The 22,541-nt window shown below is 69.9% G+C and carries 17 protein-coding genes and 1 pseudogene; 12 read left to right on the forward strand and 6 right to left on the reverse strand.

Translation table 11 applies throughout. From position 1 onward, the window contains the following. Nucleotides 1–34: 34 nt before the first annotated feature. The gene (locus tag IEX89_RS08830) at nt 35–880 is read left to right on the forward strand and encodes a ChbG/HpnK family deacetylase (RefSeq protein WP_188911799.1); all 846 of its coding nucleotides are present in this window, start codon (nt 35–37) and stop codon (nt 878–880) included. Here the strand turns inward: IEX89_RS08830 and IEX89_RS08835 are convergent. Together IEX89_RS08835 and purB are read right to left on the reverse strand one after the other, a co-directional pair. After that, nucleotides 825–2,096, reverse strand: coding sequence for an SAM-dependent methyltransferase (locus tag IEX89_RS08835; protein WP_188911801.1), 1,272 nt, complete (start codon nt 2,094–2,096; stop codon nt 825–827). The two genes, IEX89_RS08830 and IEX89_RS08835, sit on opposite strands and share 56 nt — an antisense overlap. An 85-nt stretch (nt 2,097–2,181) precedes the next feature. Then, entirely contained in the window at nt 2,182–3,489 is a 1,308-nt protein-coding gene (gene purB / locus IEX89_RS08840; RefSeq protein WP_188911803.1) for an adenylosuccinate lyase, read from the reverse strand. Between the two features lie 179 nt (nt 3,490–3,668). Here purB and lptF point away from each other — a divergent pair, with 179 nt between their 5' ends. The 7 genes from lptF to IEX89_RS08875 all read left to right on the forward strand — a co-directional run bounded on the left by lptF (nt 3,669) and on the right by IEX89_RS08875 (nt 13,268). Further along, nucleotides 3,669–4,832 carry an LPS export ABC transporter permease LptF gene (gene lptF, locus IEX89_RS08845; RefSeq protein WP_188911805.1) on the forward strand — a complete coding sequence of 388 codons (1,164 nt, stop codon included), beginning with the start codon at nt 3,669–3,671 and terminating at the stop codon, nt 4,830–4,832. Continuing rightward, nucleotides 4,832–5,920, forward strand: coding sequence for an LPS export ABC transporter permease LptG (gene lptG, locus IEX89_RS08850; RefSeq protein ID WP_188911807.1), 1,089 nt, complete (start codon nt 4,832–4,834; stop codon nt 5,918–5,920). Before lptF ends, lptG begins: the two co-directional genes overlap by 1 nt. Further along, entirely contained in the window at nt 5,920–8,433 is a 2,514-nt protein-coding gene (locus tag IEX89_RS08855) for an LPS-assembly protein LptD (RefSeq protein WP_188911809.1), read from the forward strand. Before lptG ends, IEX89_RS08855 begins: the two co-directional genes overlap by 1 nt. A gap of 45 nt (nt 8,434–8,478) precedes the next feature. Next, complete coding sequence (gene pdxA, locus IEX89_RS08860; protein WP_373290562.1) at nt 8,479–9,510, forward strand: 4-hydroxythreonine-4-phosphate dehydrogenase PdxA; 1,032 nt, start codon at nt 8,479–8,481, stop codon at nt 9,508–9,510. Continuing rightward, the gene (rsmA, locus tag IEX89_RS08865; protein WP_188911811.1) at nt 9,507–10,373 is read left to right on the forward strand and encodes a 16S rRNA (adenine(1518)-N(6)/adenine(1519)-N(6))-dimethyltransferase RsmA; all 867 of its coding nucleotides are present in this window, start codon (nt 9,507–9,509) and stop codon (nt 10,371–10,373) included. Before pdxA ends, rsmA begins: the two co-directional genes overlap by 4 nt. A 125-nt stretch (nt 10,374–10,498) precedes the next feature. Beyond that, nucleotides 10,499–12,277 carry a tetratricopeptide repeat protein gene (locus IEX89_RS08870; protein WP_188911813.1) on the forward strand — a complete coding sequence of 593 codons (1,779 nt, stop codon included), beginning with the start codon at nt 10,499–10,501 and terminating at the stop codon, nt 12,275–12,277. A 13-nt stretch (nt 12,278–12,290) separates the two neighbouring features. Then, nucleotides 12,291–13,268, forward strand: a complete 978-nt coding sequence (locus IEX89_RS08875; protein ID WP_188911815.1) for a 4-(cytidine 5'-diphospho)-2-C-methyl-D-erythritol kinase — start codon at nt 12,291–12,293, stop codon at nt 13,266–13,268. Here the strand turns inward: IEX89_RS08875 and IEX89_RS08880 are convergent. From IEX89_RS08880 to IEX89_RS08890, 3 genes are read right to left on the reverse strand one after another with little or no spacing between them, the layout of a single operon-like run. Further along, nucleotides 13,205–13,546: a hypothetical protein gene (locus IEX89_RS08880; RefSeq protein WP_244645211.1), complete on the reverse strand. Its 342-nt coding sequence runs from the start codon at nt 13,544–13,546 to the stop codon at nt 13,205–13,207. The genes IEX89_RS08875 and IEX89_RS08880 overlap by 64 nt on opposite strands. A gap of 54 nt (nt 13,547–13,600) precedes the next feature. Further along, the gene (locus IEX89_RS08885) at nt 13,601–14,296 is read right to left on the reverse strand and encodes an HAD family hydrolase (protein WP_188911817.1); all 696 of its coding nucleotides are present in this window, start codon (nt 14,294–14,296) and stop codon (nt 13,601–13,603) included. Continuing rightward, a complete protein-coding gene (locus tag IEX89_RS08890) occupies nt 14,289–15,107 on the reverse strand; it encodes a hypothetical protein (RefSeq protein WP_188911819.1) in 819 nt (272 codons plus the stop codon). Before IEX89_RS08890 ends, IEX89_RS08885 begins: the two co-directional genes overlap by 8 nt. Before the next feature lie 595 nt (nt 15,108–15,702). Here IEX89_RS08890 and IEX89_RS08895 point away from each other — a divergent pair. The 4 genes from IEX89_RS08895 (at nt 15,703) to gyrB (ending at nt 21,491) form a co-directional block, all read left to right on the forward strand. Continuing rightward, entirely contained in the window at nt 15,703–16,374 is a 672-nt protein-coding gene (locus IEX89_RS08895) for a methyltransferase domain-containing protein (protein ID WP_188911821.1), read from the forward strand. Continuing rightward, nucleotides 16,364–17,593, forward strand: a complete 1,230-nt coding sequence (locus tag IEX89_RS08900; protein ID WP_244645233.1) for a radical SAM family protein — start codon at nt 16,364–16,366, stop codon at nt 17,591–17,593. Before IEX89_RS08895 ends, IEX89_RS08900 begins: the two co-directional genes overlap by 11 nt. A 71-nt stretch (nt 17,594–17,664) precedes the next feature. Continuing rightward, on the forward strand, nt 17,665–18,855 hold the full coding sequence (locus tag IEX89_RS08905) for an MFS transporter (protein WP_188911825.1): 1,191 nt from the start codon (nt 17,665–17,667) through the stop codon (nt 18,853–18,855). Nucleotides 18,856–19,064: 209 nt separating this feature from the next. Further along, the gene (gene gyrB / locus IEX89_RS08910; protein WP_188911826.1) at nt 19,065–21,491 is read left to right on the forward strand and encodes a DNA topoisomerase (ATP-hydrolyzing) subunit B; all 2,427 of its coding nucleotides are present in this window, start codon (nt 19,065–19,067) and stop codon (nt 21,489–21,491) included. Between the two features lie 673 nt (nt 21,492–22,164). Here the strand turns inward: gyrB and IEX89_RS08915 are convergent. Then, nucleotides 22,165–22,541, reverse strand: a pseudogene (locus IEX89_RS08915) (transposase); the annotation flags it as partial.

Here is a 22,541-nt window from a genome sequence, read left to right on the forward strand (position 1 = left end):
CGCGAGAAGCGGAGCGCAACGGGCGGGGCGCGGGATGGGCAGGCCGATCGTCGTCGCGGTGGAGGATTACGGCGTCGCTCACGGCGTGTGCGACGCCGCGCTCGACCTCGTCGCCATGGGCCGGGTGAGCGCCATCGCCGCCCGGCCTCGCGGGGCGGCCTTCGCGACGCGCGCGGGCGAGCTCGCCGACCTGCCACGCGGCATCGCCACCGGGCTCGCGCTCGATCTCGCGAACGGCCGGCCGGCGCGCTTCCTCGCGAACGCCCTCGCGGGACGGCTCGATCGCGACGCCCTCGTCGCCGCGATCACGGCCGAGATCGACCTGTTCGCCCAGAGCGTGGGGCGCACGCCCGATTTCCTCGGAGCGCCCGGGGAGCTCCACGTGGCGCCGGGCGTGCGCGCCGCCCTCCTCCTCGCCCTCGACGTCTACGGCCTCGCCGGTCGCACTTGGCTGCGCGATCCCTCCGAGCGCCTCTCAGCCCGTGTGCGGCGCGGGCTCGCGTCCCTGCGCGCGGGCAGCGCGAGCGCGCTCGCGACCGGCTTCGCCTCGGCGGCACGGCGCCGGGGCTACGTGACCAACGAGGGCTATGCCGGCTTCCTGCCGGGCACGCGCGACCTCGCCATCCCCACCGCCTACGAGCGCCTCGCCCAGGCGCCGGGGCGCGCGCCGCTCCTCGTCACGCGCCCGGCCTACCCGGACGCGACGCTGGAGGCGCTCGACCGGCTGAGCGAGCGGCGCGGGCGGGAATTGTTCTACCTCTCGTCCACCCGCTTCGCGGACCTGATGGAGATCCTCGACTGGCGCCTCGTCCCCGCGCCGGGCCTCACCCCGTCCGCCGCTCGGCCTCCCGGTGCGTCGTCCCCGCCTCCAGCCCCTTGAGCATGCGCTCGCGCTCGCCGACATAATCGCGCGTCAGCGGCACGACGTCGTTGCGGTGGGTGAGCTGCAGCTGGAAGACGACGAGGTCCTCGTAGCGGAAGGCGGCCTCGCAGCTGGCGAGGTAGAATTCCCACATGCGGCAGAAGCGCTCGTCGAGGAGCCGCGCCGCCTCCTCGCGACGCGCGAGGAAGCGCTCGCGCCAGGCGCGCAGCGTCTGCGCATAATGCAGCCGCAGCACCTCGACGTCGGCGACCTGCAGGCCGGAGCGCTCGATCGCGGGGATCATCTCCGAGAGCGTCGGGACGTGCCCGCCGGGGAAGATGTAGCGGGTGATCCAGGGGTTCGTCGGGCCCGGCTCGGCGGTGGAGCCGATCGTGTGGAGCAGCATGACGCCGTCCTGCCGCAGCAGCCGAGCCGTGGTGCCGAAGAATTCCGCATAATGCGCCGGGCCCACATGCTCGAACATGCCCACCGACACGATCCGGTCGAAGTCGCCCGTGACATGGCGGTAGTCCTGCAGCGCGATCTCGACGCGGCTCGCGAGGCCCTCGCGCCGGGCGCGCTCGCCGGCCATGCGGTGCTGCTCTTCCGAGAGCGTCACGCCGCGCACGCGCCCCGCGCCGGCGACGCCCGCGAGGTAGAGCGCGAGCCCGCCCCAGCCGCAGCCGATGTCGAGCACCTCGTGTCCCGGCTCGACGAGGAGCTTCGCCGTGACGTGCCGCTTCTTGGCGAGCTGCGCCTCCTCGAGGTTCGTGCGCGGCGTCTCGAAATAGGCGCAGCTGTATTGCCGGTCGGCGTCGAGGAAGAGATCGTAGAGCCGGTGGTCGAGATCGTAATGGTGGGCGACGTTCGCCCGCGCGCGCCGCTCGTCGTTGCGCGCGAAGACTGCGAGCGCCGCACGCCGCAGCTTGCGCATCAGCCGCGAGCCCCAGACGCCCCGTCCGCCGGGGCGCCCGCGCATGAGGAGCGTGAGGAGGTCGTAGATCGTCCCGCGCTCGATGACGAGCCGGCCGTCCGTGATCAGCTCGCCGAGCTTCATCTCGGGAAAGAGGACGAGCGCGCGCTCCGCCGCCTTGTCGGTGAAGCGCATGGCCACCGGCGGCGGGCCGTCTCTCGGGCCGTCGCCGGCGACGAAGCGCGTGCCGCGCGCCGTGATCACCTCGAGCCGCCCGCCGCGAACGGCGAGATCGCAGAGCTTCCGCAGAAGGAGTTCCATGATGTCCCCCGCGCTTCGTCGTCGCATGGGGGATCAACGCTGCGAAACGCGAACGGTTTCGAGACGCTCCGCCGTCGGTGCAGGCTCAGCCTTCGCCGAAGACGCGGCGGAAGATCGTATCGACGTGCTTGAAGTGGTAGCCGAGGTCGAAGAGGCTCTCCAGCTCCGTCGCGTCGAGCTTCGCGGAGACCTCCGCGTCGGCCTTCAACAGGGTCAGGAAGTCCCCCTCGCCCCTCCACACCGGCATCGCGTTGCGCTGCACGAGCCGATAGGCGTCCTCGCGGGAGACGCCCTTCTGGGTCAGCGCCAGCAGCACGCGCTGGGAGTGGATCAGCCCGCCGAGGCGGTCGAGATTGGCCTGCATGCGCTCGGGATAGATCAGCAGCTTGTCGACGACGCCGGTGAGGCGCGCGAGCGCGAAGTCGAGCGTGATCGTCGCGTCCGGGCCGATCATGCGCTCCACGGAGGAGTGCGAGATGTCACGCTCGTGCCAGAGCGCGACGTTCTCCATCGCCGGCACGCAATAGGCGCGCACCATCCGCGCGAGCCCCGTCAGGTTCTCGGTGAGGACGGGGTTGCGCTTGTGCGGCATCGCGGAGGAGCCCTTCTGGCCTTCCGAGAAGAACTCTTCGGCCTCGAGCACCTCGGTGCGCTGCAGGTGGCGGATCTCTGTGGCGAGCCGCTCGATCGAGGAGGCGATCACGGCGAGCGTCGCGAAGAACATGGCGTGGCGGTCGCGGGGGATCACCTGCGTCGAGACGGGCTCGGGCGACAGCCCCATCCTCTGCGCGACGTATTCCTCCACCCGCGGGTCGATGTTGGCGAAGGTGCCCACCGCGCCCGAGATGGCGCAGGTCGCGATCTCGGCCCGAGCGGCCACGAGCCGCGCCCGGCAGCGGGCGAATTCGGCGTGCGCCTGCGCGAGCTTGACGCCGAACGTCGTGGGCTCGGCATGGATGCCGTGGGAACGCCCTATCGTGGGGGTGAGCTTGTGCTCGTGCGCGCGCCGCTCCAATGCGGCGAGGAGCGCGTCGAGATCCGCCAGCAGGATGTCGGAGGCCCGCGCGAGCTGCACGGCGAGCGTCGTGTCGAGCACGTCGGAGGAGGTCATGCCCTGGTGCACGAAGCGCGCCTCCGGCCCCACGATCTCGGCGAGGTGGGTGAGGAAGGCGATGACGTCGTGCTTGGTCTCGCGCTCGATGGCGTCGATGCGCGCGACGTCGAAGGTGGCGGCGGCGCCCTTCTCCCAGACGATCGCCGCCGCTTCCTTCGGCACGATCCCGAGCTCGGCCAGCGCCGAGGTCGCGTGCGCCTCGATCTCGAACCAGATCCGGTACTTCGTCTCCGGCGACCAGAGGGCGACCATCTCGGGGCGGGAATAGCGCGGGACCATGGGGACTTCCTCTCGCGGCGGCGGCACGTTCTCGGGCGGCGGAGCGTGCGCCCTAGCACGCGCTCGCACGCGGGTGAAGATCGCGCGGCTCGGGTGGCCCCGCTCACGCGGGCGTGACGGGCATGCGTCTTGCCAGCGGGGCGCGTCGGGGGTAGCGATCCCGATCCGGAGCCAGCCGCATGACGCGTATCGAACGTTACATCTTCGGGACGGCGCTGAACGCCTTCCTCTCGCTGCTCGTCGGCCTCACCGCCGTGATCTGGATCACGCAGGCGCTGCGCGAGCTCGACCTGATCACCGGCAAGGGTCAGACCTTCGTCGTCTTCCTGGTGGTGACGGGGCTCTCGCTCCCGGCGCTCGTCACCGTGATCGCGCCCGTCGCCCTCTTCATCGCGGCGATCTACACGTTGAATAAGCTCAACAGCGACTCGGAATGGGTGGTCGCCGCCGCCGCCGGCATGTCGCCCGCGCGGCTGATGCGCCCCTTCGCGCTGCTCGGCGGCATCGTCGCGCTGGTCGTGGCGCTCAACACGATCTGGCTGATGCCCGCGAGCTTCGCGCAGCTGCGTCACCTGATCACCCAGATCCGCGCCGACTTCGTCGCCAATCTCGTGCGCGAAGGCACCTTCACCGAGCTCGACGACGGCATCACCTTCTCCTACCGCGACCGGGCGGGCGACGCGCTGCTCGGCATCTTCCTCCAGGATCGGCGCGACCCGCAGCGCACCGTCGTCTACATCGCGGAGCGCGGCATCGCCGCGGACGTGGACGACGGCAGCTACCTGCTCCTCGAGAAGGGCAGCATCCACCGCATGGAGCAGGATCGCGGCGACGGCTCCATCGTCACCTTCGAGCGCTATGCGGTCGACCTCGCCGCCTTCGGGCCCGAGCAGGGCGCGATCCTCTACAAGCCGCGGGAGCAATCCACCGCCGCCCTGATCGCGCCCGATCCGGACGACCCCTATTACCAGACCGTGCCGGGGCGCTTCCGCGCGGAGCTGCACGACCGCCTCACCGCCTGGCTCTATCCCATCGCAGGGATCGCCATCGCCTTCGCGGCGCTGGGCCAGGCGGTGACGACGCGCCAGGGACGCGGCACCGCCGTCGCCGGCGCTGTGATCGCCATGGTGGTCGTGCGCGTGGCGGGCTTCGCGGCCTCGAGCGCCGCGGTCGGCACGCCCGCCGCGGTTCTCGCCGTCTGGGCGGCCCCCGTCGGGGGCATCGCGCTCGCGCTCTGGGTGGCGCTTCGTCCGCAGCAGAGCGCCGCGGTCGGCGCGCGGATCGGCGGCGCGCTCTCCGCGCTCAACCCGCTGCACCTCCTGCCCGCGGCGCGGAGAGCCTGATGCTGCTCGGGCGCACTTTCGGCTCGTATCTCGGCTTGCGCTTCCTGCGCACGATCGGGGGCGTGTTCCTCACGGTGTTCGTGCTCGTCTACACGCTCGATTTCGTGGAGCAGATGCGCCAAGCGGGCGACGCCGAGAACGTCGGCGCGGCCGAGGTCGCCTTCCTCTCGCTCCTGCGCACCCCCGCCGTGGCGGAGCAGGTCCTGCCGTTCGCCGTGCTCTTCGGCGGCATGATCACGCTGCTCGGGCTGTCGCGGAAGCTCGAGCTCGTCGTGGCGCGCGCGGCCGGCGTGTCGGCCTGGCAATTCCTGCAGCCCGGTATCGTCGTCGCAGCGGGGATCGGGATCCTCGCCGTCTTCGTCTACAACCCGCTCGCCGCGATGCTGCAGCAGGAGGCGAGCGCGCGCTCCGCCGTTCTCTTCGCGCGCGACGCCGATTTCGCCTCCGCGCGCAACGTCTGGATCCGCCAGCGCAGCCCCGACGGCACAGCCATCATCCGCGCGGAAGGCGTCGTCGAGGGCACGACGCGGCTCGCGCGCCCGATGATCCTCGTCTTCGACCGCGAGGGCCGCTTCGTCGAGCGCATCGAGGCGCGCGAGGGCGTCCTGCGCGAGGGCGCCTGGGAGCTCACCGACGCGCGCGTCACCGCGCTCGACGTCGAGCCACGCCTCGTGCCGCGCTACGAGCTCGCCTCCAGCCTCGATCCAGGACAGCTGCGCACGAGCTTCACGCCGCCCGAATCGGTGCCGTTCTGGCGCCTCGACGAGATCGCCGAGCAGACCGAGCTCGCCGGTCTCGACGCCACGAGCTATCGCCTGCAGCGCGAGGCGCTGATGGCGCGCCCGCTGCTGTTCGTAGCGATGATCTTGGTGGCCGCATCCGTTTCCTTAAGATTCTTCCGGTTCGGTGGCGTCGGCCAGATGGTTCTGGGTGGCGTCGCGGCGGGATTCCTGCTTTATGTGGCGACCGAGCTGATGGAGGATCTCGGCGGCTCGGGCCTCGTGGGGACGACGCTCGCCGCCTGGTTCCCGGCAGTGGTAGGGAGTTTGCTCGGCGTGCTGGTGCTTCTGCACAAGGAGGACGGCTGATGCGCGTTCTCACGGCCCGCCGGCGTGACGGGGACGGAAGGGTGACGGTCGGACTTGCGCGCATGGCCCTGGCGACGGCGCTGGGTGTCGTTCTCCTGCACGCCCCGGCATACGCCCAGGGTGCCGATCCGCTCGCCTCCCAGGTCTCGACCGATCCGAACGCGCGCCTCCTCGTGGAGGCGGACGAGCTCGTCTACGACAACGACAGCAACACCGTCTCCGCCGTCGGAAACGTCGAGATGAACTACGACGGCCGCACCCTGCAGGCCGACCGCGTCGTCTACGATCGCGACACCAGCCGCGTCTTCGCCGAGGGCAACGCCCGCCTGACGCAGGCGGACGGCACCATCGTCGTGGGCGAGCGCTTCGAGCTGACCGACGATTTCAGCTCGGGCTTCATCGACTCGCTGCGCGTGGAGCAGCCCGTGGTGGAGGCCGGGAGGACCGGCACCGGCCGCTTCACGGCGCCCCGCGCGGAGCGGATCGAGGGACGCCAAGTCGTCTTCCAGCGTGGCACCTACACGACCTGCGAGCCCTGCGCCGAGAATCCGAGCCGCCCACCGCTCTGGCAGGTGAAGGCGGCGCGCATCATCCACGACAACGTGGAGCGCACGATCTACTACGAGAACGCGACGGTGGAGTTCGCCGGCGTCCCCGTGGCCTACCTGCCCTATTTCTGGTCGCCCGATCCCTCCGTGCGCCGCAAGACCGGCTTCCTCGCGCCCACGCCGATCGTCTCCTCGACGCTCGGCAACGGCGCGCGCGTGCCGTTCTTCATCAACCTCGCGCCGAACTACGACCTGACGCTGCGCCCAGCCTACCTGTCGCGCCAGGGCGTGCTCGCCGACGTCGAGTGGCGCCATCGGCTCCTCACCGGCTCCTACGCGATCCGCGCGGTGGGCATCTTCGAGAACGAGCCCGAGGCCTTCAACCGCGTGCGCCCGCCGGAGGGCTACGACGACGCCCGCGGCATGGTGGAGAGCGTCGGGCGCTTCTCCATCAATCCGCGCTGGAACTTCGGCTGGGACGTGACGCTCCTGTCCGACCGCTTCTTCCTCGAGGATTACGACCTCACGAGCGAGAACGTCACCTCCACCTTCCGCACGGAAGCGGTCTCCACCGTCTACATGACGGGCCAGGGCGAGCGCTCGTTCTTCGACGCGCGCGGCTATTATTTCGAGGGCCTGTCGGAGGCCGACTTCCAGAAGCACCAGCCCGTGGTCCATCCGGTCGTCGACTACGACCGGCGCTTCGCCGGGCCGGGCGCTCTGGGTGGCGAGATCGGGATCACCGCGAACTTCACGAGCCTCACCCGCGAGGCGGCGATGTTCCAGCCGCTCGGCGCCAATTCCCGCACGGTGACGACGCCGGGCCTCGCGGCCGACTACACGACCTGCGTCAGCTTCGACGGCGACTGCCTCGCCATGGGCCTGTCGGGCAGCTATACGCGCGTGAGCGCCGAGGCGAGCTGGCGGCGGCGCTTCATCGACGCCTTCGGCCAGTCCTGGACGCCCTTCGCCTACCTGCGCACCGACGGCGTGTGGTTCTCGCCGAGCCTGCGCGGCTACGAGAACGCCGGCGTCGCCTCCTTCACCGGCAGCGAGGACGATTTCTACGGCCGCGCCATGCCGGCGGTGGGCCTGGAATACCGATACCCGCTCGCCGGTCGCATCGCCGGCGGCACGCAGGTCATCGAGCCGATCGCGCAGATCATCGCGCGCCCCAACGAGATGCACGTCGGGCAGTACCCCAACGAGGACGCCCAGAGCCTCGTCTTCGACGACACGAACCTGTTCGAGTGGGACAAGTTCTCCGGCTTCGACCGCGCCGAGGGCGGCGTGCGCGCGAATTACGGCATCCAGTACACGTTCAACGGCGACAACGGCGTGTACGTCCACGCGCTGTTCGGCCAGTCGGTGCAGCTCGCCGGGCAGAACTCGTTCGACGAGCGCGGCCTCCTCAACGTCGGCGCCGGCTCGGGGCTCGACGACCGCGTATCCGACTATGTCGGCCGCATCGAGGTGCGCCCCTATTCCGGCCTGCGGCTCGGCGCCCGCGCGCGGTTCGACCGCGACGACTTCTCCGTCGACCGCATCGAGGCGGACCTCACCGGGCGTATCGGCAATCTCACGACGTCGGTGCTCTACGCGCGCCTCGCGCCGCAGCCGGATCTCGGCTTCACGCAGGCCCGCGAGGGCGTGAACGCCTCGGCGCGGCTGAACCTGAACGAGAACTGGTACCTCACCGGCGGCGTCGCCCTCGACATCGCGCGCTATCGCGACGATCCCGAGAGCGGCCTGTCGAGCGACGCCTTCACCTCGCTCGTCGTGGGTGCGGGCTACATCGACGAGTGCACGTCCTTCACCGTCGCGCTCAGCTCCACGCCGATCTCGGGCGCGACGACGGGCGACCGCTACAATCGCAAGATCCTCGCGCGGCTCGAGTTCTTCACGCTGGGCGAGGTCGGCTTCGAGCAGCGGCTGAACCAGGACGGGCAAGATCGCCCGCTCTGACGGCAGTCCTGCGATGATCGCCAGCTCCGAGCGGCCGGAGACCCGATGAGCACGATGAAGACACGTCCCCTCGCCCTCACCATGGGCGATCCCGCAGGCATCGGCCCGGAGCTCGCGCTCGCGGCCTGGCTGCGGCGCGCGGACGAGGATCTGCCTCCCTTCGCGCTCCTGGGTGACGTCGCCCATGCCGAGCGGCTCGCCGGCCGCCTCGGGCTCGCCGTGCCCGTGCGCGCGATCGCGTCGATCGAGGAGGCGCCCGCAGCCTTCGGCGAGGTGCTCCCGGTCCTGCCGCTCGCGGCCGGCGTCGCGGCCGAGCCAGGCCGGCCGGACCCGGAGAACGCGCCCGCGATCCTCGAGGCGATCGACCGCGCCGTGGCGCTGGCGCAGGACGGGCGCGCCGGGGCCGTCGTCACCGCGCCCATCGCCAAGTCCGTCCTCTACGAGGCCGGCTTCGCCCATCCCGGCCACACGGAATACCTCGCCGCGCTCGCGACGCCGCCGGGCGGCGAGACGCCGCTCTCCGTCATGATGCTCTGGAGCGAGGGCCTCGCCGTCGTACCGGTGACGGTCCACATCGCGCTCGCCGACGTGCCCCACGCGCTCACCCGCGAGCGCATCCTCGCCACCGCGCGCATCGTCGATCGCGACCTGCGTGCGCGCTTCGGCATCGCCCGCCCGCGCCTCGCGCTCGCCGGCCTCAACCCGCATGCGGGCGAGGCGGGGGCCATGGGCCGCGAGGAGATCGAGACGATCGCGCCGGCCATCGCGGCGCTACGCGCCGAGGGGATCGACGCCACCGGCCCGCATCCGGCGGACACGCTCTTCCATGCGCGGGCGCGGAAGAATTACGACGCGGCGCTCGCCATGTATCACGACCAGGCGCTCGTCCCGATCAAGACCATCGCCTTCGACGAGGCGGTGAACGTCACGCTGGGCCTGCCCTTCGTGCGCACCTCGCCCGATCACGGCACCGCCTTCGACATCGCCGGGCGCGGCATCGCGCGGCCCGACAGCCTGATCGCCGCGATCCGGCTCGCGGGACGTCTCGCGGGTGCCGGGGCGGGAGTGCCCACGTGAGCGCCATCGACGACCTGCCTCCGCTGCGGGAGGTGGTGCAGGAATTCGACCTCGCGCCGAAGAAGCAGCTCGGCCAGAACTTCCTGTTCGACCTCAACCTCACGAGCCGCATCGCCCGCGCCTCCGGGCGGCTGGAGGGCGCGCGGGTGCTCGAGGTCGGCCCGGGGCCCGGCGGCCTCACCCGCGCGCTCCTCGCGGGCGGCGCGGCGCACGTCGTCGCCGTCGAGCGCGACGCCCGCTGCCTGCCGGCGCTAGCCCAGATCGCCGAGCGCTATCCCGGGCGGCTCACGGTGGTCGAGGCCGACGCCACCGCCTTCGACCCGCGCCCGCTCCTCGAGAGCGGCCCCGGCGAGGGCCGCCCGCGCATCGTCGCGAACCTGCCCTACAACGTCGGCACCCAGCTCCTCACCGGCTGGGTCGCCGCGCGCGACTGGCCGCCCTTCTGGGAGAGCCTGACGCTGATGTTCCAGCGCGAGGTGGCCGAGCGCATCGTCGCGACACCGGACGAGCGCGAGGACTATGGCCGGCTCGGCGTGCTCTGCGGCTGGCGCACGCAGGCGCACATCCTCTTCGACGTCTCGCCCTCCGCCTTCGTGCCGCCGCCGAAGGTGACGTCGAGCATCGTGCAGCTCACGCCGCGCGAGACGCCCGAGCCCTGCGACGTGCGCGCGCTCGAGGCGGTCACGGGTGCCGCGTTCGGTCAGCGCCGCAAGATGCTGCGCCAGAGCCTGAAGGCCGTGGGCGTCGATCCCGCGGCGCTCTGCGAGGCCGCCGGCGTGCCGCCCACGGCGCGGGCCGAGGAGGTGGGCGTCTCCGGCTTCGTCGCCATGGCGAACGCGCTCGGCACGCTGCGAGGCGTGTGAACACGGGGCGTTTCGCCGCGACCTCATCCCGCCTTGCTCCCGCCGCGTGGAGCGGGCATGGTCCCTCCCGTTGCGGACAAGCGCGCCCGACCGTTCGATCCGGCGCGCGACATCGGAGCTCGCCCTTGCTCGCTCACCATACGAGACGCCACCCCTCGCGACGCCCGCTTCGCGCCCTCGCGACGGCCCTCCTCGCGGCGACGATCGCGGCCAGCGCCGGCGGCACGGCGCTCGCGCGCGATCCCGTGGAGCCCGCGCGCTCGCTCGAAGGCAACTTCCTCGCCGGCTACGTCGCCGGCCTCGCCCGCGACCCCGCCGCGGCGGCGACCTTCCTGCGCGAGGCGCTGATCGGCGATCCCGCCAATGCGGAACTGATGGAGCGCGCCTTCGTCGCCTTCCTCGCGGACGGCTCGATGACGGACGCGTTGCGCGTCGCTGCCCGCCTCGTGGAGGCGGAGCCGCAGAACGGGCTGGCGCGCCTCGCGCTCGGCGTCGGCGCCCTGCGCGACGCGCGTTGGGACGCGGCGCTCGGCAGCTTCGACGAGGGCGGCGACGGCCGCGCCTCCGACCTCACCGCGACGTTGCTCGCGGCCTGGGCCCATGCCGGGGCGCGCGACGACGACGCGGCGCTCGAGACGATCGATCGCCTCGACGGCGAGCCCGCCTTCGAGATCTTCCGCCTCTATCACGGCGGGCTCCTCGCCTCCTATCTCGGCATGCCGGAGGAGGCGGAGGCGCGCCTCGCCGGCGCCTACGAGATGCAGCCCACCGCGCTCTCCGTGGTCGACGCCTATGCCCGCCACGTCGCTCGGCGCGGGCGCAGCGAGGAGGCCATCGGCATCTACGAGAGCTTCCTCACGCAGGTGCCGGGCCATCCCCTGGCCGAGGCACGCATCGCCGCGCTGGAAGCCGGCGAGCGGCTGGAGCGTCCCGCGAACTCGGTCGCCGAGGGCGCGGCGGAGGTGCTCTACGCGCTCGGCTCCGCCGGAAACGCGCAGGGCGACGAGATGCCCGCGATCATCTACCTGCGCCTCGCGCTCCACCTCGCGCCGGTGCACGAGATGTCGCTGATCACGCTGGCCGACGTCTTCGGCCGCATGGAGCGGCTCGAGGACGCGATCCTGCTCTACGAGGAGGTGCCCCTCGGCTCCCCGCTCCACGTCACCGCCGAAATCGAGGTCGCCCACGCTTTGGAGCGGCTCGAGCGCAACGCCGAGGCCGAGTCGCGCCTGCGCGCTCTGATGGCCGAGCGCCCGGACGATCTCGAGGTCGTCACCGCCCTCGCCAACATCCTGCGCGTGCGCCAGCAATGGGCGGACGCGGCCGACTACTACACCCGCGCGCTGGAGATGGTGGGCGAGCCCACCTCCGCGCACTGGACCATGTTCTACTTCCGGGGCGCCTCCTACGAGCGTGCCAAGCAATGGCCGAAGGCCGAGGCCGACCTGAAGCAGGCGCTTGCCCTCGTGCCCGAGGCCTCGCCGCTGGGGCGCGCGCAGGTGCTCAACTACCTCGGCTATTCCTGGGTCGACATGGGCATCAACATCGACGAGGCCTTCGAGATGCTCCAGGAGGCCGTCTCGCTCTCGCCGCGGGACGGGATGATCATCGATTCACTCGGCTGGGCCTATTACCGCCTCGGCCGCTACGAGGACGCGGTGCGCGAGCTGGAGCGGGCGGTGGAGCTCAAGCCCGAGGATCCGGTGATCAACGATCACCTGGGCGACGCCTATTGGCGCGTCGGAAGGCGGCTCGAGGCGCGCTTCCAGTGGCAGCACGCGCTCGACGCCGATCCCGAGCCGGAGGATCGCGAGGAGATCGTACGCAAGCTCGAGGAAGGCCTGCCCGACACGCCCGCGTCGGAAGCCGCGCAGGCACCGCCGACGCAGCCGAACGGCGGCTGACGGCTCGTCCGCGATGGAGGGATCGTCGACGCGCGCCGCCTTCGCCCCGGCGAAGGTGAACCTGACGCTCGCCGTCGCGGGACGGCGAGCGGACGGCTATCACCTGCTGTCGAGCCTCGTCGCCTTCGCGGAGGTCGGCGACGATCTCACGCTGACGCCCGGTCCCGTCCCGTCGCTGGCGATCGACGGGCCGGGCGCCGCCGTGCTCGCGGTCGATGACGACAATCTCGTGCTGAAGGCCGCGCGTGCGCTCGCGACGCGCGTTCCAGACCTCGTGACGGGCGCGTTCTGCCTGACGAAGCGCCTGCCCGTCGCGTCGGGCATCGGCGGCGGCTCCGCGGACGCGGCAGCGGCGCTGCGCCTCCTCGCGCGTGCCAACGACATCGCCACGGACGATCCGCGGGTCGTCGCGGCGGCGGCCGAGACCGGGGCCGACGTACCCGTCTGCCTCGCGGGCCGCGTCTGCCTCATGGAGGGGATCGGCGAGCGGCTGGGGCCGTCCCTCCCCTGCCCCGCACTTCCGGCGGTGCTCGTCAATCCGGGCGTGCCGGTGGAGACGCGCGCCGTCTTCCGGGCGCTCGCCCTCGCGCCCGGAAAGACGCGCGGTGTGCCGCCCTCCCCCGCGCCGATGCCGGGCTCGTCCGTCGCCGCCGTCATCGCGGCGCTCGCCTCGGCCGGCAACGACCTCCAGGCGCCCGCCATTTCCGTCGCGCCGATCATCGCACGGACGCTCGACGCCGTCGCGCGCACAAATGGCTGCGCCCTCGCGCGGATGTCGGGCTCGGGCGCGACCTGCTTCGGCCTCTATCACGACGACGCGAGCGCGCACGCGGCCGCCCGCAGCCTCGCCGAGGCACACCCGGGCTGGTGGGTCGTCGCGACGCGCCTCGGTCCGGCCCTGGACGATGCGGCCCGCGCGGGCGCGGGTCAGGAAGGCCCGCCCACCGTGCGCAGCGCGCCGACGAGGGCGGCGAGCACCGCCTCGCCCTGATCGGTGAACTCGACGCGGGTCTCCTCGATCGTGGCGAGGCCCGCCTCGCGCAATTCCTCGATCGCCGCCTCGTCGGCCTTGTGCCCCGCCCCGTCGCGCCGCACCACGCCGGTCACGGGCTCGCCGCTCTCGAGCTGGTGATAGGCCGCGAAGGCGAAGACGGCGAGCGCCTTGTCGGACAAGGGCGGCGGGGTCTGCGGGTTGTTCTGCGCTTGCGCTGTGCCGTGGTCGGCCATGATCGCCTCCATCTGCTGATCCTCGTCGAGGTCGAGAGGCAACGCGCGAGACGGCGGATCGGTCGTGAGACCTGTTGGTACGGTTCGCCGCGCCCGTCAGCTCGTCGCGAGCAGTGCGGCGAGATCCGAGAAGCGCGCGACCCGTCGCGCACCGTTCGGAAGCGGCTCTGACGCCGCGTCGTGCTGCCACGGGGTGTCTGCGGGTATCCAGACGGCCGCGAGACCTGCATGCAGCGCCGGCAGGACGTCGGAGCGTAGGCTGTTTCCGATCATGGTCGTCTTCACTCGATCGAGACCGTGATCACGGCACAAGCCGCGGTACGCGTCGACGTCCTTGCGCTGCACGATGCGCACGGCCTCGAAGACGTGCTCCAGTCCCGACAGCTCCATCTTGTGCTTCTGCTCGGCCGGGATACCTCGCGTGAGCACGAACATCCTATGGCCGCGGCGCCGCAGCTCTTCCAACGTCTCTCGGACGCCGGGGAGGAGCGGCGGCGGCTCGTTGGCGAGGCGATCGTACAAGCCACGATATGCCGACAGCACCTCCTCGCGCAGGCTCGGATAATCGGGAAACGTCGCCAGGGTCTCGGCGAGGCTGTAGGTGTAGCTGGCGAAGCCGTAGCCGATGTGAGGGATGTTGCGCTCTTCCGCCTCCAGAAATCGAGCGATGAACGCGACGTCCGGCCCGGCTATGCGGGTGACGATCGCATCGATCTCACGCTCGAACGCCTGAAGCGTTCGCTGCTCGTCCCAGAGGGTATCGTCCGCGTCGAAGATGAGGGGTTCAGCCACGTCCGTCCTCCGCGTGCGCGAGCGCTAGACCATCGGCCACGTTGGCGTCGCTCGCATAGAAGTGCGCCAGCTCCCTCGTGCGCAATGCGGCGAGAACGATGCAATTGGAGGCGACGGCGCCTGTCATCCACCGCCGGCCGAACGGCGACGAACGCTCCAGCGCATCCGGCTCCATCCTGGCGAGCCGAGCCGCCATGGCTTCGAATGCACCCGCCTCGCACCGACCGTCCGCGCCGAGGTGGACACCCATGGCCGCGAGATAGGTCGCCTCACCGCCCGTGTAGACGAAGGCGGCCCGAGACCGTGGCATCTGCTCCGCGAGCCACGACACGCATGCGGCGACGTCCCGTTCCGCCACCGATCGGGAGAGCCCGAATCGCGCATTCAGATCGGAGATGCCGAAGTCCAGCAACACGTGAGCGCCGTCGGCGGCGGCGATCTGGATGCTGCCGCCTCCGGCATTGAAGATGTCGCGACCCGTCGCGGCGCTGGAGAAAGCGCGGGCAATGAGATCGAGCTCGGCCGCCTGCGTCAGCGTCTCGTATCGCCAACCGCGAGCCGAGCAGAACGCCTCGATCAGCGTTCGCAAGCGAGGAGAACGGCGTGCGAAGGCCGTCCCGATCGCGAGCACCGGCCCGGCGTCGCTGCGGACCTGGCGCTCGACTTCGTCCAGGGCGGCGGCGACATCGCTTTCTCCAGGCGCCTCCTCCAAGGGGCACCGATTCACGGATGCGATCTGCGACCCACGGCCGACGCAATCAGAGATAAAGATCTTGATTGATCGACTTCCGAAATCAACGATAGTGCGCATGCAGCGATCCGTGCTTGACCTTCGTCACGATATCCGACCCGAAAACGTCTGACAACAATCGAGAATACGCAGCAATGTTCGGGTCGTCAGCAGGCTCCAACGTCAATATCTGAAGGCCACTTGCAACTGCGTAACCGATCTCGAGCGTCGCGGCCTTGCCAATATAGCCGTCGACGTTACAAACGGTCAGAAATGATGATCTTCTGATCTATGCAAACACTCCATCCTGCAAAATCCTATGGTCCGTGACCGGATCTGCATCGAGGATTACGAATTCTTCTCCCGGATTCACAGCTGAATGCCCGATTGGTGACAAAACATCGACTCTTCGATTCTCGAGCTCCTCACGCAAAAGGTATAGATGGCTAAGATGCTCTCTGAAAGATCCCGATATCACTGTCGTTAGTCGGTCAACCATTCCACGCTCCTTCTGATCTTCCAGTGCCTTCGACACAGTTCTCGGTTTTTTCCCGCCGTTGATATCTCCTGGGCTTGTATAAAAAACACGTGAAGGTTATATGACGCCGGAGAGCGTTCGGGTGTCGCAGCGCTCGTTTCAACCAGAGAGAGAATAGATATGCAACTTAAAGACGGTATGTCGTTCGACCCCGCCCCGGCGGAGCGCTTGCTGTCTCGGCTCCGCGAGCGCGCCCACCCCTATCAGGTCTCCTTCGCGGGGCTCGACCTGCGGATCGACGAGAACGTGTTCTGCCCCCGGCATACCAAGACCTCTGCGATCATGCTCGAATGCCTGGACGGGATCGAACTTCCCCGTGAGGCGCGAGCGCTCGACATCTTCACCGGGTCCGGCGTTTTCGCTCTCTACCTCGCGGCGCGCGGTTGCCGAGCGCTCGGTGTCGACATCCTGCCCGAAGCGGTTCGCTGCGCGCAGCACAACGCGGCTGCGAACAACCTCGGCGATCGCGCCAGCTTCGTTCTCGGAAACGGGCTCTCGGCCGTGCTCGACGAGGGCCGCTTCGATATCGTGACAGCATGCCCCCCGTTGCTGCCCGGGCGACCTGAGGGGCCGCTGGAGGGCGCGCTGTTCGACGAGCGGCTCGGGTCGACCCATCGCTTCGTTTCGGAACTCCCCCGCGTTCTCGCGAGCAAGGGGCGCGCCTACCTGTTTTTGTCGGACGTCTTCGCCCGCGTCGGCAACGACATCGACGCGCTTGCCCGCGATGCGGGTCTCGTCGCCCGCACGGCGCTCGCGCACGACGTGGGATACGAGGTGTACTCCGTGGTCGAGCTGCGCCATGCGGGGTGAGACCGTACCGGCGCTGCGAGCGCTGAGGTCGCAGGTCCTGCCGCTGATCGATCCCGAAGCGCAGCCGCTCCCCTCTCATCCGCACACGGCGTTCGCCTGGCCGACGCGCCTGTGCTCGATCGGCTGCGCTCATTGCAGCTTCGGCGCGCGTCGGACCGGCAGGCCCGAGACGCGACGGGTGGCGGAGCACGCGGACGGTCTCGTCGAGTGGCTCGTGGCGGCGAAAGCCCGCCGTCTCGTCATCTGCGGCGGCGGCGAGCCGCTGGACGAGCCGGCGTTCGTCGAGGATGCGCTTCGTCGCTGCGCGGAGCGATCGTTGCCTGTGGAGCTGTACACGGCCGGCATCTCGCTCCTTCATCGAACGCCCGCAGCCGACGTGATCGCCGGGCTCCGTCGCGCCCATGCGGGCGCGACCACGCCGCTCGCCGTGCGGCTGAGCGTCGATGCGTTTCACGAGGAGCGGATCGGACTGGAGCCGGTCGCACAGTGGATCGAGGATCAGGAGCGGCTCGCCCCCGAATGGCGGCTGTCGCTGCGGGGAATACGCGTGGTCGGCGACGGGAGCATAGAGCGCTTGGCCGCACGGCTGGGCGCCGAGCTCGAAAGGTCGGCCAAAGGTACCGGCTGGATGACGCTGCGCTCCGGACGCAAGCTCCTGTGCGAATGGAAGGGCTTCGTGCTCGAGAATCGCGGGAGCCTCGACGTTCTCGCGAGCCGCGGCTTGACGCTGCCCGAGCCGGAGCGCGATACGCTCGCACGGGTGATCCCCGATCAGGACGGCCGGGGCGTCGGGCGCCCGTTCTCCGCTCGCTTGACCGTCACCCACCGGAGGATCGACCTCGAGATTCATTCCTGTGGTACGGTGAACATTCTCGAGTCGCAGGCGACGGACCTGCGAATGCGCTTTCTCGATCACTCCTGGGACGAGATGAGATCGGCTTATTTCCGCGATCCTCTACTGCATCGCATTGTCGTACGCGACCTCCCCGGCATCGCCGAGCTGATCGCGGCGGCGCGAAAAGCCGGAGTGGGAGGTCGCTCGGTGCCCGCTTTCAGCCTCCAGAATCTCCGCGACGACGATGTTCTCAACGCGATCACGGCGCTCGCCCTCGTCCAGCGCATCGGCGACTTCACCTACCCGCCGCAGGCGCTGGAGGCGGCGCAGCGGGTCGTGGAGGCATACGGGCTGGCGAGCGGAGCCGCGGCGGCTGCGTCATGACGACACGATCGGGGACGAAGGCGGGGAGCTGGTCCGCACCGGTGCGCAAGGTCGCCGCGCGGAACGCACGCTTGCTCGGAACTCGCGCGCTCGTCTCCATGTCGTTCTATGCGGTCGTTCCCTTCGCGGCGGTGGCTGCCGGGCCGATGCTCGGCCTCGCGCCGGCGGGAAGCCTCGGGCTGGTCGCCCTCGCGGCGCTCGCCGGTCGCCTCCTGTCCTGGCCGATCGGCCGTCTGACGGACCGGGTCGGCGCCGGGTCTCTGCTTCGGTGGGTCGCGGCCGCCACCCTGGCGATCGGCCTTTGGGCTCTGGTCGCGCCCAGTGCAGGGAGCGCGCTCGCCTTCCTGCTCGGCCTCGCCACGCTCAACCCGACCGCCAACATCGCTCTGCGCGTGCTCGTCGCGACGAGCAACCGACCGCGCAGGCGCTCGCTGGCGTTCGGACTGCTCGGCAGCGCCAAGACGATCGGCATCGCCGCCGGCCCCGCTCTCGTCGGCTTGCTCTTCGCGCCGGACGCTTGGAACGTGATCGTGGGCACCGCGCTCGCCTCCCTGGCCCTCGCCCTGGCTCTCCTGCCGGGGGCGAACCGTGCGAACGGGTGCGTGCAGCCGGGTACCGTGCAGGGCCGACCGCGAGGCGGAGCCGCGCTTCCGGTCGGTGTGCCCGCCATGATCGCTGCGATCTGGCTTCTCGTCTGGACGGGCCTGAACGCGATCACGGTGGGTCTCGCGACGCTGTTCGCGGTCCACCACGACGATCTGCGTGCCGCGGCGACCTTCTTCGTCGTACAGTCCCTGCTGTCGGCGGTGCTGCTGGTCGCGGCCGGTGCCGTCCTCGCTCGCGCGGACCTCCACGCCAGGACGATCGTCTTCGCGACGGCCGCGACCGGCGTCCCCGTCGCCCTTCTCGTACTCGGGCTCGCGCCCGTGGGGAGCGCCCTCGTCGTCGCGCTCGTCGTCGCGATGATCATCGCCGTGAGCGAGGCGCTCACGGTGCCTACGCTCGACACCATCGTCGCGGAAACGGCCGGCGGGAGCCTCGGAGGCGGGTTCGGGCGGCTCGCCACGCTCGAGGCTCTCGGTGCAGCGGCCGGGCTCGCGCTCGCGGCCGGGCTCGCCATCGAGCACGGGCTCTGGTCGATCGCAGGGAACTGGGCTCTCGCGGGCACGGCGATGAGCGTGGTGGCGACGGCCCTCGCGGTCGCCATCCTCCGGCGGACGCGGGCAGCAGGCTCCCCGAGCCACGTGAACGGCGCGTCGTGAGCAGGATCGGCAGCGCAGCTCTCGCGACGCCCTCGCACATGCCGACCCGTGCATCGCTACAAAAACCCGTGTATAGACGGCTCTCGGGCGCGCGCGCGTGCGGCGCGGCGGGTGAAAATTCGGCTCGCAGCGCCTAAATAGGGTAGACGAATCAATCTCGTGCGGGGGCGCTCCCGCCGCTTCCCGCGGCGCGTCCCAGGGACCCGTTCATGGCAGAGCCTGCGACCAATCTCGACACCGACGCCTACGGCGCCGAATCCATCAAGGTGCTCAAGGGGCTGGACGCCGTCCGCAAGCGGCCGGGCATGTATATCGGCGACACGGACGACGGGTCCGGCCTGCACCACATGGTCTACGAGGTCGTCGACAACGCCATCGACGAGGCGCTGGCCGGCCATGCCAGCGCGGTCAACGTCTCGCTCAATGCCGACGGATCGGTCACGGTCTCCGACAACGGCCGCGGCATCCCCACCGATATCCATCAGGGCGAGGGCGTGTCGGCGGCCGAGGTCATCATGACCCAGCTGCACGCGGGCGGAAAGTTCGACCAGAATTCCTACAAGGTCTCCGGCGGCCTGCACGGCGTGGGCGTCTCCGTCGTGAATGCGCTCTCCACCTGGCTGCGCCTGCGCATCTGGCGCGCCGGCAAGGAGCATGCGATGGAGTTCCGCGACGGCGTGCCGGTCGAGCCGCTCGCCGTCGTCGGCGACGCCAACGGCCAGCGCGGCACGGAGGTGACCTTCCTCCCCTCGCCCGCGACCTTCACCATGGTGGAGTTCGACTACGGCACGCTGGAGCACCGCCTGCGCGAGCTCGCCTTCCTGAATTCCGGCGTGCGCATCGTCCTTTCCGACAATCGCCATGCGGAGAAGAAGCGCGAGGAGCTGATGTACGAGGGCGGCACGGAAGCCTTCGTGCGCTATCTCGACCGGGCGAAGACGCCGCTCCTGCAAAAGCCCATCATGCTCAAGGCCGAGCGCGAGGGCATCGCGGTGGAGGTCGCCCTGTGGTGGAACGACAGCTACCACGAGAACGTGCTGTGCTTCACCAACAACATCCCTCAGCGTGACGGCGGCACCCACCTCGCGGGCTTTCGCGCCGCGCTGACGCGGCAGATCACGTCCTATGCGGAGCAGACCGGCCTCACCAAGAAGGACAAGGTCACGCTGACCGGCGACGATTGCCGCGAAGGGCTGACCGCGGTCGTCTCCGTGAAGGTGCCCGATCCCAAGTTCTCGTCGCAGACGAAGGACAAGCTCGTCTCCTCCGAGGTTCGCCCCGCCGTCGAGAACGTCGTCAACGAGGCCCTGCGCGACTTCCTCGAGACGCATCCCGCCGAGGGCAAGACCATCGCCTCGAAGGTGGTGGAGGCCGCGGCCGCCCGCGAGGCCGCGCGCAAGGCGCGCGAGCTCACCCGCCGCAAGGGCGCGCTCGACGTCGCCTCGCTGCCGGGCAAGCTCGCCGATTGCCAGGAGCGCGACCCGGCCAAGGCCGAGCTCTTCATCGTGGAGGGCGATTCCGCGGGCGGCTCGGCCAAGCAGGGCCGCGCGCGCGAGTACCAGGCGGTGCTGCCGCTGCGCGGCAAGATCCTCAACGTCGAGCGCGCGCGCTTCGACAAGATGCTGTCGTCGCAGGAGATCGGCACGCTCATCACGGCGCTCGGCACCGGCATCGGGCGCGAGGAGTTCAACCCCGACAAGTTGCGCTACCACAAGATCATCATCATGACGGACGCGGACGTGGACGGCTCCCACATCCGTACGCTTCTGCTGACCTTCTTCTTCCGCCAGATGCCGGAGCTGATCGAGCGGGGACACCTCTACATCGCCCAGCCGCCGCTCTACAAGGTCGGGCGCGGCAAGAGCTCCATCTACGCCAAGGACGAGCGGGCGCTCGAGGACTACCTCATCGAGACCGGCATGGCGGACGCGCAGCTCAAGCTCGCGACCGGCGTCGTCTTCCAGGGCGAGCAGCTCAAGGCGCTCGTCGACGAGGCGCGGACGGTCCGCAACATCCTGAACGGCCTGCACAGCCGCTACCGGCGCTTCATCGTCGAGCAGGCGGCGATCGCCGGCGTGCTGCGCCCGCAGCTGGTCGATGATCCCGACAACGCGCTCCAGGCGGCGCAATACGTCGCCCGCCGGCTCGACGCCATCTCCGAGGAGACCGAGCGCGGCTGGACCGGCGAGGTCCGCGACCACGGCTTCGTCTTCACGCGCACGCTGCGCGGCGTGACGCAGGTCGAGGTGCTCGACGCGGCCCTCCTCGACAGCCAGGACGCCAAGCGCCTCGACGAGCGCGCCGCCAAGCTCCAGGAGATCTACGATCGTCCGGTGGACCTCGTCCGCAAGGCCGAGACGCGCACGATCTACGGGCCCTCGGCCCTGTTCGAGGCGGCGATGAGCGTCGGCCAGAAGGGCATCACGCTCCAGCGCTACAAGGGCTTGGGCGAGATGAACCCGGACCAGCTCTGGGAGACCACCCTCGACCGCGACGTGCGCTCGCTGCTGCAGGTGCGCGTGAAGGACGTGGCGGACGCCGACGACCTGTTCGTCAAGCTGATGGGCGACGTCGTCGAGCCACGGCGCGAGTTCATCCAGGACAACGCGCTGAGCGTCTCGAACCTCGACGTGTGAGTAGGTGTAGGTTTGCGCATAGTGCTTCGTTTTGCCCAAAGCTTTGCGCTTTGTCCCCAAAGTTCTTCACCGCTGCGAACTCCGGCGAGTGAGAACCACACTCGAAATGCGACACACGGGCAGCCGGATTGGGAGTTCGCATCCCCCTGTCGCTCGGCTTCACGCCGGGACCCCTTGCGCGTGACGAGCGCCTTCTGGTTAGGCCCTTTAGCACCGGGCCCCCACGCCGATCGGCGCGGAACTACGCCGCCGATCCAAAGTCGACTTCAGAGAGCTTCGGATTGGTCTTCTTACACACGGCGGCCGTCCTCACCGGCGCCGCTTCGCGTGCCGAAAGAAATTCAATGAGTTTTTCTAGCGTTCTTTCGCTTGAGCGAAGTAGAGGAAGTCGGTGCAGGGTGCGCACCTGCCGTTTGTGTCGCACTGGAAACACCGGTGCCAGTCCACAACAGCTTCGGTACCTACTTCGAGGGGCGCCCGCAGCCCTCACCCAGAGTCTCACAACAAGAGATTACCGACGTGCCGCCGTCGATAGGCGACGAAAAGCCGGAGTTCCAACCAGCTTTGGCGCGAGTGTCTCAATCTTCTCGAGTGCATTTGCAAGATCGCGAGGGACAACTGCTCCCTCGTGCGAACCGACCGTGCGGTCGAGTAGGATCAAGAGGGCGTGCGCCTTCGCCTCGGAGGGGCCGACGTCCATGCCGAGCACCTCGCGCCGGCCATCGGTGTTGACGCCCACCGCGACGATCACCGCCACCGAGACGATGCGGCCGTTCTGGCGCACCTTCACGTATGTCGCGTCGATCCAGAGGTACGGCCAATCGCCCTCGATCGGCCGGTCGAGGAAGGCCTTCACCCGCTCGTCGATCTCCCCGCAGAGCCGGCTCACCTGGCTCTTCGAGACGCCGCTCATCCCCATGGCCTTGACCAGGTCGTCGACGGAGCGCGTCGAGACGCCCTGGATGTAGGCCTCCTGGATCACGGCGGTGAGCGCCTTCTCGGCCATGCGCCGCGGCTCCAGGAAGCCCGGGAAGTAGCTGCCCTTGCGCA

This window comes from Salinarimonas ramus (assembly GCF_014645695.1).
Classification (GTDB): Bacteria; Pseudomonadota; Alphaproteobacteria; order Rhizobiales; family Beijerinckiaceae; genus Salinarimonas; species Salinarimonas ramus.

Coding starts and splice junctions, on each gene's coding strand:
- IEX89_RS08890 (WP_188911819.1), bottom strand. CDS start 15,107: ATGCGCACTATCGTTGATTTCGGAAGTCGATCAATCAAGATCTTTATC.
- lptG (WP_188911807.1), top strand. CDS start 4,832: ATGCTGCTCGGGCGCACTTTCGGCTCGTATCTCGGCTTGCGCTTCCTG.
- IEX89_RS08875 (WP_188911815.1), top strand. CDS start 12,291: ATGGAGGGATCGTCGACGCGCGCCGCCTTCGCCCCGGCGAAGGTGAAC.
- IEX89_RS08895 (WP_188911821.1), top strand. CDS start 15,703: ATGTCGTTCGACCCCGCCCCGGCGGAGCGCTTGCTGTCTCGGCTCCGC.
- purB (WP_188911803.1), bottom strand. CDS start 3,489: ATGGTCCCGCGCTATTCCCGCCCCGAGATGGTCGCCCTCTGGTCGCCG.
- IEX89_RS08855 (WP_188911809.1), top strand. CDS start 5,920: ATGCGCGTTCTCACGGCCCGCCGGCGTGACGGGGACGGAAGGGTGACG.
- IEX89_RS08835 (WP_188911801.1), bottom strand. CDS start 2,096: ATGGAACTCCTTCTGCGGAAGCTCTGCGATCTCGCCGTTCGCGGCGGG.
- lptF (WP_188911805.1), top strand. CDS start 3,669: ATGACGCGTATCGAACGTTACATCTTCGGGACGGCGCTGAACGCCTTC.
- pdxA (WP_373290562.1), top strand. CDS start 8,479: ATGAGCACGATGAAGACACGTCCCCTCGCCCTCACCATGGGCGATCCC.
- IEX89_RS08830 (WP_188911799.1), top strand. CDS start 35: ATGGGCAGGCCGATCGTCGTCGCGGTGGAGGATTACGGCGTCGCTCAC.
- gyrB (WP_188911826.1), top strand. CDS start 19,065: ATGGCAGAGCCTGCGACCAATCTCGACACCGACGCCTACGGCGCCGAA.
- IEX89_RS08900 (WP_244645233.1), top strand. CDS start 16,364: ATGCGGGGTGAGACCGTACCGGCGCTGCGAGCGCTGAGGTCGCAGGTC.